Consider the following 17,441-nt stretch of genomic DNA (forward strand, 5'->3'; position numbering starts at 1 on the left):
CGGTGGATTCTGATGAAGCAACTCATGGGGGTAATCAATCTTGACCATGAATTGGATAAATTAAATGAGTTAACCTATTTTCGCTGCGGCGCAGCCGTACCATTTGCCAGCCGTTACCGATTGATTGACTTTGTACTATCTAACATGATGCGGGCAGATCTGGAGAGCGTAGGGCTGTTCGTCCGTCGTAAATACCGCTCACTGATGGATCATCTGGGTGACGGTAAGTCTTGGGACATGAACCGTAAGCACGGAGGCCTCTTCATCCTGCCGCCAGACTGGAACGATCCAACGGATACGTCTCTTGGAGATCTGCAGCATTATCATAACAATTTGGATTTTTTCAAACGGGCAGCTGCTAAATATATCGTCTTCTCCGGTACTCAGCACATCAACAGCATTGATTTTCAGGACTTGTACCAGTTCCATATGGAGCAAGGGGCAGATGTTACGCTGGTGTATAAGAAGATTGATCAGCTTCAGCCGGAGCATGATCTATGTCTGCGGGTAGAAGTGGATGAAGAGAATAAAGTAACAAATATCCATCATGAGAAAGACCATCATAATCTATATTTGGATATTTTCATTATGGAGAAAAAGTTGTTTCTGGAGCAGGTGGAGTATTGTATCGCTCATGGTGAAAGTTACTTTTTTCGGGATATTATCCAGAAGAACAGACACAAATTCAAAATTTCTGGATATGAGTATAAGGGCTATCACTCCGTAATTAACTCATTGGAAAGCTATTATAAGAACAGTCTGGAATTGCTCCAGCAGGATAATTACTTCGGGCTGTTTAAAGAGAATCCAGTGCAGACGAAGATAAAATATGAGGCCCCTACCCGTTACCTGGAAAGTGCCAATGTCAGCAACTCGCTGCTCGCTAACGGCTGCATTATTGCCGGAACGGTGGAGAACAGTGTTCTCTTTCGGGGTGTGCAGGTACGTAAGGGAGCTAGGATTACTAACTCTATTATTATGCAGAAATGCATAATTGAAGAGAATGCCATCATTGAGAACGTCATTATGGATAAAGACGTACATTTGAGTAAAGATCGCATACTAGTCGGGGATAGCAAACGTCCATTCGTCATCGCTAAGAGCAGCAAGATCTAACAGCTATTTTTAGTTCAGGTGAATTAAAGTCACTCTTTAGTACACCTGAACTCCAAATGATAAGTCCATTGCGCTTCTAAATAAAGAGTTTGTCAGGAGGAACCAGCTGTTGTTTAACGATAAAGAAACTTTCAAACAAGTGTTCCGCGAGACACTCATCGGAAAATTGGGCAAGCCGCTCGAAGAAGCTTCTAACGCCGATATCTACAACATTTTGGGCAACATGATCCGCGAGAATGCCGGAAAAAATTGGGCGGATACCAATCAGAGGTACAAAGCCGATAAGGACAAGCAGGTATACTATTTTTCAATGGAGTTTCTGATCGGTAGACTTCTAGGCAATAACCTGCTGAATATGGGTGTGCTGGAAGTTGTGCGTGCGGGTTTGTCTGAGCTTGGTTTTTGTCTGCTGGATATTGAGGAGGAGGAAGCTGACGCGGGACTTGGCAATGGAGGCCTTGGCCGCTTGGCTGCCTGTTTCCTTGACTCACTGGCTTCATTGCAATATGCAGGGCATGGCTGCGGCATACGTTATAAATACGGCTTGTTCGAGCAGAAAATCGTTGACGGGTATCAGGTGGAACTGCCCGATTACTGGCTGCAGAATCCTAACGTATGGGAAGTACGCCGTGAAGACAAGCAGGTGGAAGTAAGGTTCTGGGGACATGTGGAGACTAATGCAGTAGACGGACATTTGACGTTTGAACATAAGGATTATGAAGCAGTCCGTGCCATTCCTTACGATGTGCCTGTTATTGGCGCTGACCAGCGGCATGTGAATACGCTGCGTAACTGGAGTGCGGAGTCCATTACCCAGCCCGCTCAAACCTTTGGCTCTTTAGCTGGAACAGACTATCATAAATTTTTGGAATACAAACGTTCTGTAGAATCCATTTCTGAGTTTCTCTATCCAGATGATTCACAGTACGAGGGTAAGCTACTTCGTTTGAAGCAGCAATATTTCCTCTGCAGCGCAGGATTGCAAAGTATTCTACGAACTTTTGGCAAGCTCGGGCTTCCATATGAATCTCTACCTGACAAAGTTGCCCTTCATATTAATGATACGCATCCGACGCTGGTTATCCCAGAGTTAATGCGGATTTTGATGGACGAGCATGGAATGGAATGGGAGCAGGCTTGGTCAATTACGAACCGCATGGTGTCGTATACGAACCATACGATTCTGAGTGAGGCACTTGAGAAATGGCCGATTCAGATGGTTAAGGAGCTATTGCCGCGTATTTTTCTCATTATCGAAGAGATCAATGCCCGGTTCTGCGGCGAATTGATGAGTAAATATCCAGGTGATCAGGACCGGATTTCCCAGATGGCGATTATTCATGATGATCAGGTCCGCATGGCTCATTTAGCCATTGTGGCCAGTCATAGCGTTAATGGAGTAGCGGCGCTACATACGGAAATATTGCAGAAACGCGAAATGCGGCTATTCAACGAGATGTATCCGCACCGGTTTAACAATAAGACGAACGGGATTACCCATCGGCGCTGGTTGCAGCATGCCAACCCGGAGTTAACTGGATTGATCAATGATTCAATCGGCACTCGCTGGATGCATCATCCCCAGGAAATGATTGGTCTGATCAAATACTGTGAGGATGCTTCATTCCAGGAGCAGGTTGCCGGTATTAAACGCCGCAACAAGCTGAAGCTTGCTAAATACATCAGCAGCAAGCATGGTGAGCTGGTCGATCCAGACTCTATCTTCGATGTGCAAGTAAAGAGATTGCATGCCTATAAACGTCAACTGCTGAATGTGTTGAATATTATTCATATGTATAATCAGATCAAAGATAATCCATCGATGGATATGGTGCCGCGTACGTTTATCTTTGGAGCAAAGGCAGCGCCCAGCTACCACTTGGCGAAGCGGATTATTAAGCTGATTAATACAGTTGCCGATGTGGTCAACAAAGACCCGGATGTGAAGGGTAAGATCCGTATCTTCTTCCTAGAGAACTATTCGGTTTCTCTCGCAGAGAAAATCATTCCGGCGGCTGATGTTAGTGAGCAGATTTCTACTGCTAGTAAGGAAGCCTCCGGCACCGGGAATATGAAGTTTATGATGAATGGAGCTTTGACCATCGGTACAATGGATGGAGCCAACGTGGAAATGCATGAAATGCTGGGGGACAATAATATGTTCCTGTTTGGTCTTCGTGCAGAGCAGGTGCTTGATTACTATCAATATGGTGGTTATCATGCACGTGATATCTATAATAGTGACAGCAGGGTAAAGGAAGTGCTGGATCAGCTAGTTACAGGGCCATTTGGTTCACACACCCAGGAGTTTCTACCGATTTTTCAGTCGTTGCTCGAGAACAATGATGAGTTCTTCGTACTCAAAGATTTTGCTAGCTATGTCGAGACCCATGTTGAAATTGACCGTGCTTACCGCAATCAGAAGGAATGGCTGAAGAAGTCGATTATCAACATTGGCCATTCGGGTAAATTCTCCAGCGATAATACAATCAGTCGATATGCTGCCGAGATTTGGAATATTAGTCCTGTCCGGATGTAATGGATTTACCTGAATAGCAAAAAAGGAACGGCTGCATCTTCTCCGGAAATGGGAAAAGAGCAGCCGTTCCTTTTATTTTGAACAAGACTAGTGCGGATTACATAACCCCTGACACCATAGCAGCAAACCGTTCGAGAAACCGGCGTTCTTCATCATCGAAGCGGTGCTTGAGCGGGCTGTCAATATCCATCACACCGAGCAGTTGGTCATTCTTAAGTAGTGGAACAACAATCTCACTGTTCGAGGCTGCATCACAGGAGATATGTCCTGGAAAAGCATGCACATCACCCACTACAAGGGTGCGGCGCTCTGTTGCGGCAGTTCCACATACTCCACGATTCAACGGAATTCGAATACATGCGGGTAAACCTTGAAAAGGGCCAAGTACAAGCTCTTTGCCGTCATATAAATAGAAACCTGCCCAATTGGTATCGGGTAAAGAATGTTTAAGCAGCGCAGAAGCATTCGCCAGATTGGCTATAACGTTGGGCTCATCTTTCATTAGGGCCCCGAGCTGGACTAGAACAGCTTCAAATTGCTCACTGCGTGTTCCATCGTAAGGCATAGCTTGAAACATGTTACATCACCTTCCTGTACGCTCAGTCAATTAGAACGATTATCTATAAATAACAACATAGTACAGCTATGCGGAGGAAGTCAAGGCTGGATATTTTTTTGGCTTGGATGATTAATATATTCATGGCGATGTTTCCAGTTTTCACCCAGAGGGTAATATTTTTTATTAATACCTAAAGCTTTGAGCTGAAAGGGGTGGACCATGCGCGCCGATGTACAGAACTTGTTCATAGGTATTCATATGCTTTATTGTGCACATGAAAGGGATCTGACCTTGTTGGAAATGCAGCCTGAATTAGAGAATCTAGGATACCGAGTAGCGGAACGTGAAGTGAAGCAGGAGTTGGAGCGCTTAACTCAGGAGAACTTTCTGACCGCCCATGGTGAGGCGTACAGTCTTACCGGCACAGGAATTGAAGAATTCAAAGCGATTCAGGCCAAGCTTCAAGTGTTATATACAGAGGTACTTAAGCCGATTAAAGCAGCAAACTAAAGATTTGAATACAGTCGTAACTGGGCAGCGTCTGAAGCAGGTAATGATTTCATTATTTGCTTCAGGCGCTATTTGGCTTGAACTCAAATGATGTATAATTGATAAGCTGAAAGGGGGCGAGCGCTTTGTACCTGTGCAATGGGGCAATACCTACACTGACCGGACGAAGACTAGAATTGCGCACGATGAAGAATGAAGATGCGGCAGCACTATTCCGCATTTGGAGTCATCCAGAGGTTGTTCCGTGGCTGGGAGCCCCACCTTTGTCTTCCGTAACCGAGACGGAACAGCTGATTGCTCTTCTGTCGAAAATGGCGCTGGAAGAGGAGAATCTTCGCTGGAGTATAGTGGGGCCTGGAGGTGAAGTCATGGGTAGCTGTGGTTACAATAGCTGGCAGTTGCCGGGAGCCTATCGGGGTGAAATTGGCTGTGATTTATCGCCTGACTTCTGGGGGCAAGGATATATGAAGGAAGCGTTAGAGCTTGTACTGGAATATGGCTTCACAACGATGGGACTGAATCGGGTCGAGGCTTATTGCTATCCGGACAATGTCCGCGCCCACCAACTGGTGGACACACTTGGCTTCCAGAGGGAAGGTCTATTGCGGCAGTACCGTCATACACCGTCCGGCTTTCAGGATGTGGATCTGTTTGCGTTGCTGCGTCAAGAGTGGCGATGAGCCATCCACAATCTCAGCAGTTCACAATAAACCGAAAAACCCCCAGTAAATCTCCAATCGGAGACTAGCTGGGGTTTAACTTTTTACAGTTTCGTAGAAAAGTCTTATAACGAATTTACTTACGAGGAAGTGGGGACAGCTTCTCAGCTTGTAGGCCCATCTTCTTGAGCAAGATAATCATCTGTTCCTTCTCTTCATCATTAAGTCCGCTGAAGGCAAGGTCAAGACGTTCCGAATACTTCGGATACATTTCGTTCATCAGGCGTTCGCCTTCCGTAGTCAACTCCGCAAATATCACACGGCGGTCGCTCGGACAAGGTTTGCGCTGCAGGTAGCCGCGCTCCTCAAGCTTGTCGATTACGTAAGTGACATTGCCGCTTTGCAGCAGTAGCTTAGCACCAATCTGCTGGATAGGCTGTGCACCCTTATAGTACAGAACTTCCATAACAGCGAAAGCTGTCGGATTGAAGCCTTCGATCTTGCTGCCGGTAACGGCATGCTCGTTGATGCTCTTGAAAGACTTGGCGAATACCCGGTACAAATGCAGTGTTAATTGAGTATCACGTTCATATGATTGTATCATTGCTTCTCCACCCTCTATCGTAATCGTGTGAACTCGTCGCACGGTCTTATGTCATTGCCTTAAATGCAAGGGTCCCTGTGCAGCGATCCTAATATAACCTTACAATACGGCAAAGAAAGAACGATGGACATGTGATTTGTCACAATGAGCACACTTTTAACTATTAAAAATCAAACAATTTTTTGAGAGGTATAAATAAAGTCCTTTTTGCCAATTCCGTCCCTGAACGTAGGGCAATATCATCCCCTGGTACCGCTACCGTTTACACCTCCGGCCCGATGAAAATGAGCTCCTAATATTTTACTATAAGGCAAGAGGTTATCAGCAGAACAGGGGAGTTGAGTGTTATGAACGAAATGCAGAATCATGAGGTCACAGCAGGAAAGTTGACGGCTAATAGGCCTTTTATGCTGCTAATGGCGGCACAGCTAGTGTCGAATGTAGGAGATTGGTTATACTTGCTAGCATTGCTGACGATGGTTGGTTTGAAATGGAATGCAACACCGTGGGAGATTACGGCTTTAACATTATGTATGGCAGTGCCTATGCTGCTGGGTGGACCATTTGCTGGCTACTTAAGTGATCGGGTGAACCGCAAGATGCTGATGATTGTTTCGGATATCGTTCGTGTTGGAATCGTAGGGGGTCTGGTGTTTGCCGGCTCACTATGGCAGGTATATATCTTGCTGCTGGCTAAAGGTGTTATGGATGTGCTGTTCTCTCCGGCAAAAAGCGGCAAGCTCAAGGAGCTTGTTCCCCCAGAGCAAATGGATAGTGCAGTTGCACTCAGCTCCTCCATAGAGCAAATCACCAAAATCGTCGGGCCAGCTCTTGGAGGTCTACTGGTGGCGGGATTCGGCATTTCCGCATGTTATGTGATCAACTCTGCGACTTATCTTCTGTCGGCGATCATTCTGCTGGGCATCCCGCGCGTTGGGATGTTCAAGGAAGTGCGCGGAGAGAACAGTGCTGGGAGGCTGCCCGTAAAGGAATCTTTCCGTGAGGAGATGGCTGCCGGTCTACGTGTGATTGCCGGAATGCCTGCGGTACTGAGTGGAATTGTCATGCTGGTTGCTGTACTGCTGGTCATGCAAATAGCCGATTCACAGCTGGTGACGCTCTTCAGGATCATTCCCGGAATTAACGGAGATCTGCTGGGTTGGTGCGTGGGAGCTAGTGGATTGGGAACACTGCTGTCGGCACTGGTGGTAGGACAGCTGGGGAGTGGTAAACGTCCGCTTATCTTTATGGGAACGGGTGCAGTGATTATGGGAGCCGTCTTTACTTGTGCAGCTCTGGCAACTGCTTTTTTTGAAGCGGGTCTTTGGTTGAATATAGCTTTGTTCGGTTCTTTCCTGCTCGCCGGAGTAGGTGCGGGTTTAGCTTTCATTCCCTTTCAATCCATGCTGCAACAGCGGACCCCAGAAGCGTATACGGGCCGCGTATTCGGAACCATAGCCAGCCTGACGAGTGCAGCTGTTGTTCTCGGACCGGTAGCTGGAGGGGCATTAGTGACCGCGTCAGGACCCATACCAGCCTTCATTCTGTCAGGGATGCTTACACTGCTGATTGGAGTTATGTTATTGTTCCTGCGTGCTGGAATTGAGCGGAAAGACGAAGCGGTTACCAAGCTCCAGAAGGGGGCAATAAATCTGTACCCTAGTGAGCTAGTTGGACAGACAAATCCTTAATGCAGAGGTGCTACAGGTTGGCAAGTATACCCTATATCTGAGCAAAGAGCTGATATTCAAATTAATGTTGAATACAGCTCTTTGCTATTTAAGGTTAAGCAATTTGGGCAAATCTTCTTGTATCATTCCTTACCAAGCTGGGAATAGATCAAATATCTGTGCATTTTGTGAAAAATACAGTTCCCATCTTTGCGAATATTACCGTATAGTACTATCATGTAATAGCGCTGGATAGCCGAGGATGATATGATCGCATTACTGTCTACCCTTGTACTAAACACCATAGGCTGAGACAAACAATATAGATGTAGGAGATGGAGTAGTATGAAAGAGACAGAGGAACCACAGGAGCTTAACGCTGAGGATGAAATAGAAGATGTGGTATATGACGAAGATGAAGATGAAGATGAAGATGAAGATGAAGATGAAGATGATGATATCGTTCTAGACGTTACCATTGATGAAGCGGGCTATGAAGCAGGAGATCCACGCATTACTAATATCTCATTTCAGGTGCGGCGGGGCCAATTGCTAGGCTTGATCGGGCCGAACGGTGCGGGGAAAAGCACAACTATCAAGACGCTGCTGGGTCTGCTGAAGCATGCCAAGGCTAAGGTAACGCTGGGTGGAGTTAACAAGTCTTACGCTTATGTACCGGAGCAGCCGGTTTTTTACGAAGACCTGACGCTTTGGGAGCACCTGGATTTGGCGGGAGCAGCCTATGGTCTGAAGTACGAGGTATTTGAGGAAACCGCTGAGAGACTGCTGAAGCAGTTCGGAATGGAAAATGTGCGCAATGATCTCCCTGCCGGGTTCTCTAAAGGGATGAAGCAAAAAATGATGCTAATGCTCGGTTTTCTGGTCCAACCGGATGTTTATATTGTGGACGAGCCTTTTTTAGGGCTGGATCCCCGTGCCACCAAGGATTTCTTGAAGCTGTTGCAGGCAGAGCGCAAGCGTGGGGCTGGTGTGTTGATGTCTACGCATGTTCTCGATACAGCTGAGAAAATTTGCGATGACTTTGTATTGATCTCCGGAGGCAAAGTGACCGCTTCGGGCAATCTGGAGACGATCCGATCCATCGCCGGATTACCGGAGGCGTCGTTGTTTGATTGCTTCGACGAATTGACATGAGTGATCGGGGACGTGTATCGTTTGCTTTTCCTACAGGTCCGCGGCTATTCCTGCGACGGCTGATCTCACATTGGCGTGAGCAAAGTGCTATCGTCCGTACGGCGGCAGACTGGACCGTGCTGCTCTACATTGTTATCCCAGGTGGGCTTCTGGGCGGACGTTTTTACTACGGCTTCTGGGTAGATGATCTTCCAGCCTGGAGTACATCTATACCGTTTATGATCATTCCCATATTACTTGTGTTGCTACTAGCTTCAGGAGGGATGGTGCTCTTGCTGCTGGAAGGCGACCTGTTATTTCTCAGGCAGCGAGAGACCTGGATCAGGGCGATTATACTGCGGGGGACTATCTATAGCCTTGTCGTAACTACGCTGAAGATAGCTGCTGTCATTGGATTGCTGCTGCCCTTTATCATTAGGGGTTATGGTTTAAGTTCAGAGGCGGCTCTATCGCTGTTGATCCTGTCGATTACCTGTGGCTGGAGCATCAAGCTGCTGGCGCACATAGTGAAAGTACAGCGCCAAGGCTGGCAGCGGTGGTTGTGGCAGATTCCGGCGATTGTCGTGCCTTGTGGTATATATTTAAGAGTGGTGCTGCTCTGGAATGACTACCCGGCTCTTTTGTGGGTAGCTGCTCTTCTATTTACTGTTGTTACTGGTCTGGCTATTCGTTATCGCCTAAAGCTGCGTGGAACCTTTATGAATGATGTGCGTGAGGATTACAAACAGCGGATGAAAATTGCGGCCTTAATGCTGCGCCGTGTTCTGGGTAAGCCGCGTCCAACACGTTACAAGCCCTGGATATTCCGCCGATCGCAGCTGCTGTTGTCCTCCAAGGAACCGGAGAGCAGACTTTCAGCCGCTGCCATCAAATCGCTCATCCGTAATCCCGCGAATTTGAAGCTTTATGCGAGCTTTACCAGTGTATCAGCTATAGCTATTCTTATTGTTCCCGCAGGGTTGAAGTGGATATTGCTCCTTATTCTTACATCCCTCATGGCCAATTGGCTGTTCTCGTTCTGGCGTACATTTGTAAGAGATGATTATATCGGTATCTTACCGTTCACCAAGGAACAGAAAGCCGAAGCGGGTTCCCGTGCAGTGCCTATCTTGTTGATGCCGTTCTCGGTAATGTGTGCCGCAGTGGTATGTTTCTCTATCTACGGTTGGTGGGGACTAATACTCTTTATTCCTTTCGGCGCCATGATCGGATTCGTGGTTGCCAAGGTATTCAGTACGATTCGTTTGGAGAGATAAATTCTGCTTAATGAAAGCTTTCCTCTTCAAAGCTTCCCGTGAAGGTTAATATAGAGGGAGAATAGTGAGAGGGGTTCCCTTATGGCAGAAGCTCTGGATGACAATGAGTTAATGAAACGAATCGGAGACGAGGACCCTGTAGCGCTGGAGTGGCTTTATGACCGCTATGAGAAGGCGGTGTATTCCTTTGCTTATAGAATTATGCAGGATATAGATGCAGAAGAGGTTGTGCAGGAGCTATTCCGGCGCGTCTGGTCACATAGTGAGCGATTTGATGATACTCAAGATAAGCTTGCAGCTTGGCTGTTTGCCTTAACAAGGAAGATAGCAGTAGATATGCTGCGCCGAAAATCAGTTAGGGACAGAGGTATTCCTGCGGAAGATACAACGTTAAACTCTGTAACCGGTGAGTGGGTAGATCCGGACGTACAGGTGGAGGTCAAAAGTGAGGGACAATGTATGCGCGAGATTCTGACCGAGCTTAGCCGGGATCAGAAGCAGGTCATCGACTCCATCTACTATGGCGGCATGACCCAGCAGGAGGTCTCGGCGCGCTACAATATCCCGCTTGGAACCGTCAACAGCCGCGTACGACAAGCTTTGAAGCAGATGAAAAAGCGCTTAGTGTTTGAAGGTAGGAGGGAAGGATATCATGGATAGCCTTCAGGATGAATTCTGCTTATGGGTGGAAATATACGTGCTGGGCGGTCTGGATGAAGCTGATCAACAAAAATTCGAAGAGCATCTGTCCGGCTGTGCGGAGTGCATGGAACAGTTGGGAGAGCTGAAGAGAATTATGGATGCGCTGCCGTTGGCAGCAGTCGAAGTAACGCCTCCGGTTAGTATGAAGAATCGTGTGCTAGGGCGTGTACTGGCGGCTGGCAGAGCTGCAGCTCCAAGCAGTACAGTTGATGATACCAGCACGAGAGAATCCTCGGAAAGTACAGAGGATCAGGAAATTTCTGTGCCAAGCAGTTCAGTTCCTTCTCCTCAAACGAAGCTGCACAGACTCCCAACTAAGCGCAGGAATCGACTGCGTATGGTATGTGCAGGTCTGGCGGTGTTGGCTGTAGCACTGGCTATTTATTCGGCAATACTGCAGGGGAATGTCAGCGGGCTGCGGACTGAGCTGGCGGCTTCCACTAAGGATGTGGCCGGTTTGCAGGAGCAGTTGGCGTTAGCTGGCGCCCCGTCCCAGGAGCTCAAGGTTGACAAAGTAGTTCAGTTAGCCCCAGCTGCTCAGGATATTGTAGCGCTGGGCTTAGTGACAATTGTGCTGGATACCAAAGGAACTCACTTGCTGGTACAGGCGGAGAAACTTCCCGAGCTGAGCGGCAGCGAGGCCTTCCAGGTATGGCTTATTAAAGGGGATGTCAAGCAAAGCGCAGGCACCTTCCTATCCTCACAGGGTACAGGCGCGATGTATTACACCTTTGATCCACAAGGGTATGATACAGTGGCTATCACACTGGAGCCGGACGGCCAAGGAGAGCAGCCGCGCGGACGGATGATTCTAACGGCCAAGTTAGCAGAGTAACAGCTGGAATTGGCTAGTAAACGGCTATATAAATAAAACAGCGTGACCCTACAGGGTTACGCTGTTTTATTTGATATGATAATTTATAGGCTATTCTACAGCTGCAGCATTAATCCCAGCCGTATACCCGGTTGTAAAAGCCGCGGTAATGTTATAACCTCCGGTGTAACCATGTATATCAAGGATCTCACCACAGAAAAAGAGACCCTTCGTCAGCTTCGATTCCATGGTTTTGGGATCGATTTCTTTTAAATTAACGCCACCACCGGTAACAAAAGCCTGTTCGATGGATAAAGTGCCATTCACCTCAATCGGGAAGGCCTTAATTAGTTTGGCTAAATTTAGCCAAGCCTGCTTGGGGATATTACTGAAGGTTATATCTTCATTTAATTCGGATTTACTCAGCAGTATTGGGATCATCCGTTCAGGCAACAATCCTTTTAACACGTTTTTGATCGCTTTTTTTGCATCATTCTTAGCTAAAGTTAAAGTGTCGCTGTAAATCTCATCCACTGTTTTTTCAGGAAACATATCTAACGTTATTAACACAGTCGGAACATCGAATTGCTTCAATGCTTTGACCACGTACTGACTGCAACGTAAAGAGGTAGGACCGGAAATTCCAAAATGCGTAAAAAGCATATCACCTTCATGCTCAATAATCTTTTTCCCTTTAGGATTCCAGACAGACAAGCTTATATTTCGAAGAGAAAGTCCCTGAAATTCTTTGTTTCTTATAAAAGATTCATTAGAAGTAAGCGGTACTTCGGTAGGGTAAAGTTCCGTTACGGAGTGTCCAGCACGTTCAGCCCACGCGTAACCATCTCCCTGTGAACCTGTTTGAGGAACAGATTTACCTCCAACGGCGACGATGACTGATTTACTGTTGAATATTTCACCAGATCTTAATCGGACCCCTTTGGCAGAACCATCCTGGTAGAGCACCTCTTTAACAGGGCTATTCACTTTGATATGAACTCCTTGCGAACGAATCTTATTCACCAGGGCGTCAACAACAGTTTTGGCTTTGTCGGATACTGGGAACATCCTGCCGTTGTCTTCTTCCTTGAGCTTGATACCCATGCCTTCAAAAAAATCTATAATATCTCTGTTGCTAAAAGAGGCCAGAGCACTGCGCAAAAAGCGTCCATTCCCCGGTATATGCTTAATCAAGTCCTCAATTTCTTTCGCATTGGTGACATTGCAGCGCCCCCCACCAGAGATTCCAAGTTTGCGCCCCAGAGTATCCCCTTTATCTATCAAGAGAACTTTTGCGCCAGATTGACTGGCGGATACGCTGGCCATTAATCCTGAAGAGCCACCGCCAATAACAATTACGTCATACATCATTCATCATTCATCATGCTCCTAAATTTGTCTTTAATAATATTCTATAGCATTCCGTAATAATAGCAAAATGACGGCGTTTATATTCGCATAAACAGCCATGTTAATTTTTTAGTTATTAACGTTGTAAAGAAAGCGCTTGTATGTTTTAATCAAAGAATAAAGGGTAATTTGTCCAATTTGGGGTGTGATTGCAATTATTGGTGCGGTTAAGGATACTTTATTGCAAATTTCGGCAGCGTGCTCCTTTCTATTTGTTTTTCAATGGTGGTTGGATCAGGGCCAAATGACCCGCAGAAACCGCAGGTTCCCGGATGACCAAACCTTTTTGTTAATCGGCTGTGCACTGAGCATCACGCTTTGCTCTATGCTGTCGACGACTTTACTTGGTATTGTCTATTTAAACTTGGCGATCTTGCCAGCATATATTGGTATATTATATGGCAACTATCGTTCAGGTTTAAGTTTGTCTGTTTTTTTTCTGTTGTGTAATGTATTATTCTCTGAGCCTTCAGGGTTAAGCAACATGATACTGAATACAGGAATTTTGTTGTATCCTCTGTTGTTTGGATTAGCAAGACCTTTTAAGAAGGGTACGGTTATTGAAAAGATTGGCATGCTCTGGATGGTCCTGTTCCCAAGCATGCTTTTTATTTCGCTCGTGCCCATTCTGAGCGGGGAGGATATCTATGAGACATACTCTGAAGATAAGCTCTTACTCATTGTATATCTGTTCCTTACCATCGCTTTAGGAGGATTCTTTATTTATTTTATTGAAACGGCTTGGGATAGACTACAGATCAAGGAACAGATGGAAAGCAGCTCCGAAAATTTCAAATGGGAGTCCGAAAAGCTGCAGCAGATTACCAATGTTATGCCACTTAGCATTATGTCACTGGATGAACATGGAATAGTAACCGGACTTAATGAATTTATGCTGAAACTGATCCATAATCATTTTCCACATCTGACAAGAGAGGCTCTATTGGGCCAGCCGGCTGGGAAATTTCTTAGTAAGGGAGTTCATGAGCAAGTATGTGAACGGCTGGGTAATTACGTAAGTAACAACCAAAGCTGCAGTGAAAAAATGACCCATGAAGCACGAACCTATCATATTTCTATGGCACCTTTGCCGCAGCGGATCACCGGTCTGCCGAGTGGGGTTGTGGTGATTGTTCAAGATATAACGGAAGAGGAGAAAATGCGTAGCGAGCTGGATAATGTGGAACGCCTGACCTTGGTTGGACAGATGGCTGCTGGTATTACTCATGAAATCCGGAATCCAATGGCGGTTGTACGCGGATTTCTGCAACTGATGAGGGAGAAGAGTCCGGACGAGATGAACTCGTATTACCAGATCGTCATGGAGGAGCTGGACCGGGCTAACAGCATTATTAATGATTTTCTTTCTTTGGCACAGAGCCGTATTTCGGTTAAGGAAAAAGTGCTTTTAGATCATATTATAGAAGAGCTAAGTCCACTGCTATGGGCTGACGCTAATCTTCGCGGTCAAAGTGTCGAAGTACACCTGGATCCTTCACTGCCACGATTGCATTTAAACGTAAGGGAAATTAAGCAGTTGATCCTTAACCTGGGGCGAAATGGTATGGAGGCGATGGGGGCTAAGGGTGTGTTGACCCTGGAAACGCGCAGAACGCTTGATAAAGTAGAGTTAATGGTTAGGGATACGGGGAGCGGGATATCGGAAGTCCAACGCAAGAAATTGTTTGTGCCTTTTTTCACAACTAAAAATCAAGGAACTGGCCTTGGATTATCATTGTGCCTTAGTATTGTTGAGCGGCATAACGGAACGATTATCGTCGAATCAGAAGAAGGAGTGGGAACAACATTCACCGTGTCCTTCCCCTATGAGGAGGAGGCGGTTGAGTTCATCGTTGTGGAGTGATCAGGATGGAGCCACCGGTTTAAGACACCTTGGGGGGCTCCTGCCGCTACTCTTGCTTTCACAGAGTATGCATGTATAATAAAGTTAGTAAGTCTGCTGTAATGTTATTTATCAAAAGTGTAAAGGAGAGTGCAGAAAAATGTCCATCCCGTTTAATCAATATATGAAGGATTCGGTTCAGCCAATGCGTGATGATCTGACAAGCATCGGGTTTCAGGAGCTCAAGACTCCAGAAGAGGTAGAAGCCGCTCTTCCTAACGCTAAAGGGATTTCGCTTGTTGTTGTCAATTCCGTCTGCGGTTGTGCTGCAGGCCAGTGTCGCCCAGGTGTTGCCCAGGCTCTGCAGAATGAAATTACACCGGATCATTTGTTCACGGTATTTGCAGGTCAAGAGAAAGAAGCTACGGCTAAAGCACGTGAATTCTTTGCACCTTATCCACCGTCTTCGCCTTCGATCGCATTGATGAAGGATGGAGAACTCGTGCATTTTATCGAGCGTCATGGAATTGAGGATCGTTCAGCTATTGAAATTGCTGCTGAGCTGAAGGATGTATTCAATCGTATCTGCCAGTAACAACTGTATTTCATATAATCTCGCAGCAGCCGCTAGTCCGGTTGTGGGCGAGATTTTTTTCTTAGTATAGGATATAATATTTCATATGAATCAGACTGATGAAACGGGGTGTAGTTTGTGAGTTTGCAAGAAGAGATTATTGCTGCCCTTGGGGTGAAGCCAACCATTAATGTTGAGGCAGAGGTACAAAAGAGAGTCGATTTCTTAAAGGCATATGTATTGCAGGCAGGTGCAAAGGGACTTTTGATCGCCATTAGTGGAGGTGTGGACAGCGCGGTAGCAGCGGGTCTGTGCAAACGGGCTACGGACGAGCTGTCAGCACAGGAGGGCAAAGAATATATTACGCTTGGCGTATTTCAGCCCTATGGTGTACAGGAGGATATCGAGCATAGCTATGCTGTAGCCACAGCTTTTGGATTAACCCATAAGGTAGAGACAAATATCGAGGAAGCCGTCAATGAAATGGCACTTGAGGTCGAGCAAGGACTGAAAGTCCTCGGCCAGCACCGTCATATGACGCATCAAGGCAAAGGGAATATTAAGGCGAGAACACGGATGGTTATGCAGTACGCGCTCTCTTTTGAGAATAACCTGCTCGTTGTAGGGACGGATCATGCTTCTGAGGCAATTACGGGCTTCTACACCAAATGGGGCGATGGTGCTGTAGATATTACGCCTTTAACCTCTCTCAATAAACGTCAAGTCCGCCAATTGGCTGCTTATCTTGGAGTGCCGGCAGATATTGTCACAAAGGCTCCAACAGCTGGACTATGGCCAGGACAGACGGATGAAATTGAGCTTGGCATTACCTATGATGATAACAGTGACTATCTGGAGGGCAAGCAGGTCAGTCCTGAGGTAGCTGAGAAGCTGGAAAGCTTTTACCGCAGAACGGCGCACAAGCGCAATGTAATACCCGGTATTTAGAGCTTGTTCAGAACAAACAAACCGCCGCATAATCTGTGTTTAGATGCAGATTATTGCGGCGGTTTGTGGTTGTGTTGAGGTTGTTCTGAACTTTATTTAGAAAGAGTCTGACTGATGAACTCTCCGGTTGTCTTAATAGCCTGCTCCAATTGTGGGGTAGGTCCGGCAAAAGGATGAACGGTGCCGAAGGTATGATTGCCACCCGGAATTTGAATCCAGCTAATATCAGGCCGGATATGGGTTAACAGCTCTGACCCCTGCCGTAGCCGCTCACCGTCCTGACTTCCTTGAATTAGGACAACAGGGAAGACGGAGGTCTTCATCCGCTCCAGAATATTATAGCGTTCCTGTTGTTGTTCCAAATCCTCAATAATAATAGCATCCAGCGGCATTTGTTGACCGGTGCGGCCGTTAAGAACATAGGTCCGTCCCTTTTCCTTCATCTCCTGCTTCTGTTCCTCAGTGAATAGGTCAAGATTGGTAACACCGTTCCAAGTAATCACCCCGGTGATCTCCCCAGGATGATCAAGTGCGTAGAGCAGACAGTCTCCGCCGCCCCGGCTATGTCCTAGTAGGAATAACGGCAGGCTGCCAAATTTATGATGCTGGCTAAGGTAGGAGAGCAGGATCTTCATATCTTTAAGTTCACGATGGTAGGTGTTGCGGGCGAATTTCTCCAACTCGGTGAAATTCTGCAGATCCTCGCCGATTCCGGCATGCGAGAAGTTGAACGTAATGACCTCATGCTCGCGGCTGAGCGCTTCTGCTGCGTAAGGGAACATCCCCCAATCTTTGAAACCCTTGTAACCGTGTGCAATGACAATGAGACTCTTGGCCTCAGTTTGGGCTGGGAAATGCGAACACCGCAGAACAGCTTCATCTCCTGCTGGTATTTCAAAGTTTCGACTCATAGGGATCGATCCCCTTTCATAAAATATCTCGGAGAAATGAAGCTTAGTGGTGCAAAATCTTTCGTCCTTGAGGACGCGTGAATAGACTTCCATTGCGTTTTCTTTTAAGATAGCAGAAAGCATTCAACACGACTAGCATAGTAGTTAACATGCATTTCTGCTGCTAAATTG

16 protein-coding genes are annotated in these 17,441 nt (G+C 46.6%); 12 read left to right on the top strand and 4 right to left on the bottom strand.

Features of this window, described 5'->3' with window-relative positions:
* Window positions 1-12 precede the first annotated feature (12 nt).
* Window positions 13-1,116 (top strand): glucose-1-phosphate adenylyltransferase subunit GlgD, encoded by a 1,104-nt coding sequence (gene glgD / locus GJB61_RS21220; RefSeq protein WP_154121036.1) that lies wholly within the window; start codon window positions 13-15, stop codon window positions 1,114-1,116.
* A gap of 109 nt (window positions 1,117-1,225) precedes the next feature.
* Window positions 1,226-3,655 (top strand): glycogen/starch/alpha-glucan phosphorylase, encoded by a 2,430-nt coding sequence (locus GJB61_RS21225; RefSeq protein WP_154121037.1) that lies wholly within the window; start codon window positions 1,226-1,228, stop codon window positions 3,653-3,655.
* A 97-nt stretch (window positions 3,656-3,752) separates the two neighbouring features.
* Here the strand turns inward: GJB61_RS21225 and GJB61_RS21230 are convergent, their stop codons facing one another.
* On the bottom strand, window positions 3,753-4,232 hold the full coding sequence (locus GJB61_RS21230) for a GAF domain-containing protein (protein WP_154121038.1): 480 nt from the start codon (window positions 4,230-4,232) through the stop codon (window positions 3,753-3,755).
* A 201-nt stretch (window positions 4,233-4,433) separates the two neighbouring features.
* Here GJB61_RS21230 and GJB61_RS21235 point away from each other — a divergent pair, with 201 nt between their 5' ends.
* Complete coding sequence (locus GJB61_RS21235; protein WP_154121039.1) at window positions 4,434-4,724, top strand: hypothetical protein; 291 nt, start codon at window positions 4,434-4,436, stop codon at window positions 4,722-4,724.
* Window positions 4,725-4,849: 125 nt separating this feature from the next.
* Window positions 4,850-5,404 (top strand): GNAT family N-acetyltransferase, encoded by a 555-nt coding sequence (locus tag GJB61_RS21240; RefSeq protein ID WP_154121040.1) that lies wholly within the window; start codon window positions 4,850-4,852, stop codon window positions 5,402-5,404.
* Between the two features lie 115 nt (window positions 5,405-5,519).
* Here GJB61_RS21240 and GJB61_RS21245 read toward each other — a convergent pair whose 3' ends face one another.
* Window positions 5,520-5,987: a MarR family winged helix-turn-helix transcriptional regulator gene (locus GJB61_RS21245; RefSeq protein WP_154121041.1), complete on the bottom strand. Its 468-nt coding sequence runs from the start codon at window positions 5,985-5,987 to the stop codon at window positions 5,520-5,522.
* 347 nt (window positions 5,988-6,334) lie between these two features.
* Between GJB61_RS21245 and GJB61_RS21250 the strand changes: the two genes are divergently transcribed.
* The 5 genes from GJB61_RS21250 (at window position 6,335) to GJB61_RS21270 (ending at window position 11,605) form a co-directional block, all read left to right on the top strand.
* On the top strand, window positions 6,335-7,678 hold the full coding sequence (locus tag GJB61_RS21250) for an MFS transporter (protein WP_154121042.1): 1,344 nt from the start codon (window positions 6,335-6,337) through the stop codon (window positions 7,676-7,678).
* A gap of 324 nt (window positions 7,679-8,002) precedes the next feature.
* The gene (locus GJB61_RS21255; protein WP_154121043.1) at window positions 8,003-8,812 is read left to right on the top strand and encodes an ABC transporter ATP-binding protein; all 810 of its coding nucleotides are present in this window, start codon (window positions 8,003-8,005) and stop codon (window positions 8,810-8,812) included.
* A complete protein-coding gene (locus GJB61_RS21260; RefSeq protein WP_195724423.1) occupies window positions 8,809-10,068 on the top strand; it encodes an ABC transporter permease in 1,260 nt (419 codons plus the stop codon). Before GJB61_RS21255 ends, GJB61_RS21260 begins: the two co-directional genes overlap by 4 nt.
* An 81-nt stretch (window positions 10,069-10,149) precedes the next feature.
* A complete protein-coding gene (locus GJB61_RS21265) occupies window positions 10,150-10,728 on the top strand; it encodes an RNA polymerase sigma factor (protein WP_154121045.1) in 579 nt (192 codons plus the stop codon).
* Complete coding sequence (locus GJB61_RS21270) at window positions 10,721-11,605, top strand: anti-sigma factor domain-containing protein (RefSeq protein ID WP_154121097.1); 885 nt, start codon at window positions 10,721-10,723, stop codon at window positions 11,603-11,605. The genes GJB61_RS21265 and GJB61_RS21270 overlap by 8 nt, the downstream gene beginning before the upstream one ends.
* 90 nt (window positions 11,606-11,695) lie before the next feature.
* Here GJB61_RS21270 and GJB61_RS21275 read toward each other — a convergent pair whose 3' ends face one another.
* The gene (locus tag GJB61_RS21275; protein WP_154121046.1) at window positions 11,696-12,955 is read right to left on the bottom strand and encodes a BaiN/RdsA family NAD(P)/FAD-dependent oxidoreductase; all 1,260 of its coding nucleotides are present in this window, start codon (window positions 12,953-12,955) and stop codon (window positions 11,696-11,698) included.
* A gap of 184 nt (window positions 12,956-13,139) precedes the next feature.
* Between GJB61_RS21275 and GJB61_RS21280 the strand changes: the two genes are divergently transcribed.
* The 3 genes from GJB61_RS21280 to nadE all read left to right on the top strand — a co-directional run bounded on the left by GJB61_RS21280 (window position 13,140) and on the right by nadE (window position 16,359).
* A complete protein-coding gene (locus tag GJB61_RS21280; protein WP_338116003.1) occupies window positions 13,140-14,858 on the top strand; it encodes a two-component system sensor histidine kinase NtrB in 1,719 nt (572 codons plus the stop codon).
* A gap of 139 nt (window positions 14,859-14,997) precedes the next feature.
* The gene (locus GJB61_RS21285) at window positions 14,998-15,432 is read left to right on the top strand and encodes a BrxA/BrxB family bacilliredoxin (protein WP_154121047.1); all 435 of its coding nucleotides are present in this window, start codon (window positions 14,998-15,000) and stop codon (window positions 15,430-15,432) included.
* Window positions 15,433-15,549: 117 nt separating this feature from the next.
* Window positions 15,550-16,359 (top strand): ammonia-dependent NAD(+) synthetase, encoded by an 810-nt coding sequence (gene nadE, locus GJB61_RS21290; protein WP_338116004.1) that lies wholly within the window; start codon window positions 15,550-15,552, stop codon window positions 16,357-16,359.
* Between the two features lie 92 nt (window positions 16,360-16,451).
* On the opposite strand, the gene GJB61_RS21295 is transcribed toward nadE, so the two are convergent.
* Window positions 16,452-17,270 (bottom strand): alpha/beta hydrolase family protein, encoded by an 819-nt coding sequence (locus GJB61_RS21295; protein ID WP_154121048.1) that lies wholly within the window; start codon window positions 17,268-17,270, stop codon window positions 16,452-16,454.
* Between the last annotated feature and the right edge of the window lie 171 nt (window positions 17,271-17,441).

This window comes from Paenibacillus monticola (assembly GCF_009664975.1).
Taxonomy (GTDB): Bacteria; Bacillota; Bacilli; order Paenibacillales; family Paenibacillaceae; genus Paenibacillus_AQ; species Paenibacillus_AQ monticola.

What these genes read in the sequence shown, in the direction of transcription:
- glgD (WP_154121036.1), top strand. Translation starts at nt 13, where the DNA reads ATGAAGCAACTCATGGGGGTAATCAATCTTGACCATGAATTGGATAAA.
- GJB61_RS21230 (WP_154121038.1), bottom strand. Translation starts at nt 4,232, where the DNA reads ATGTTTCAAGCTATGCCTTACGATGGAACACGCAGTGAGCAATTTGAA.
- GJB61_RS21235 (WP_154121039.1), top strand. Translation starts at nt 4,434, where the DNA reads ATGCGCGCCGATGTACAGAACTTGTTCATAGGTATTCATATGCTTTAT.
- GJB61_RS21245 (WP_154121041.1), bottom strand. Translation starts at nt 5,987, where the DNA reads ATGATACAATCATATGAACGTGATACTCAATTAACACTGCATTTGTAC.
- GJB61_RS21250 (WP_154121042.1), top strand. Translation starts at nt 6,335, where the DNA reads ATGAACGAAATGCAGAATCATGAGGTCACAGCAGGAAAGTTGACGGCT.
- GJB61_RS21255 (WP_154121043.1), top strand. Translation starts at nt 8,003, where the DNA reads ATGAAAGAGACAGAGGAACCACAGGAGCTTAACGCTGAGGATGAAATA.
- GJB61_RS21260 (WP_195724423.1), top strand. Translation starts at nt 8,809, where the DNA reads ATGAGTGATCGGGGACGTGTATCGTTTGCTTTTCCTACAGGTCCGCGG.
- GJB61_RS21265 (WP_154121045.1), top strand. Translation starts at nt 10,150, where the DNA reads ATGGCAGAAGCTCTGGATGACAATGAGTTAATGAAACGAATCGGAGAC.
- GJB61_RS21270 (WP_154121097.1), top strand. Translation starts at nt 10,721, where the DNA reads ATGGATAGCCTTCAGGATGAATTCTGCTTATGGGTGGAAATATACGTG.
- GJB61_RS21275 (WP_154121046.1), bottom strand. Translation starts at nt 12,955, where the DNA reads ATGATGTATGACGTAATTGTTATTGGCGGTGGCTCTTCAGGATTAATG.
- GJB61_RS21285 (WP_154121047.1), top strand. Translation starts at nt 14,998, where the DNA reads ATGTCCATCCCGTTTAATCAATATATGAAGGATTCGGTTCAGCCAATG.
- GJB61_RS21295 (WP_154121048.1), bottom strand. Translation starts at nt 17,270, where the DNA reads ATGAGTCGAAACTTTGAAATACCAGCAGGAGATGAAGCTGTTCTGCGG.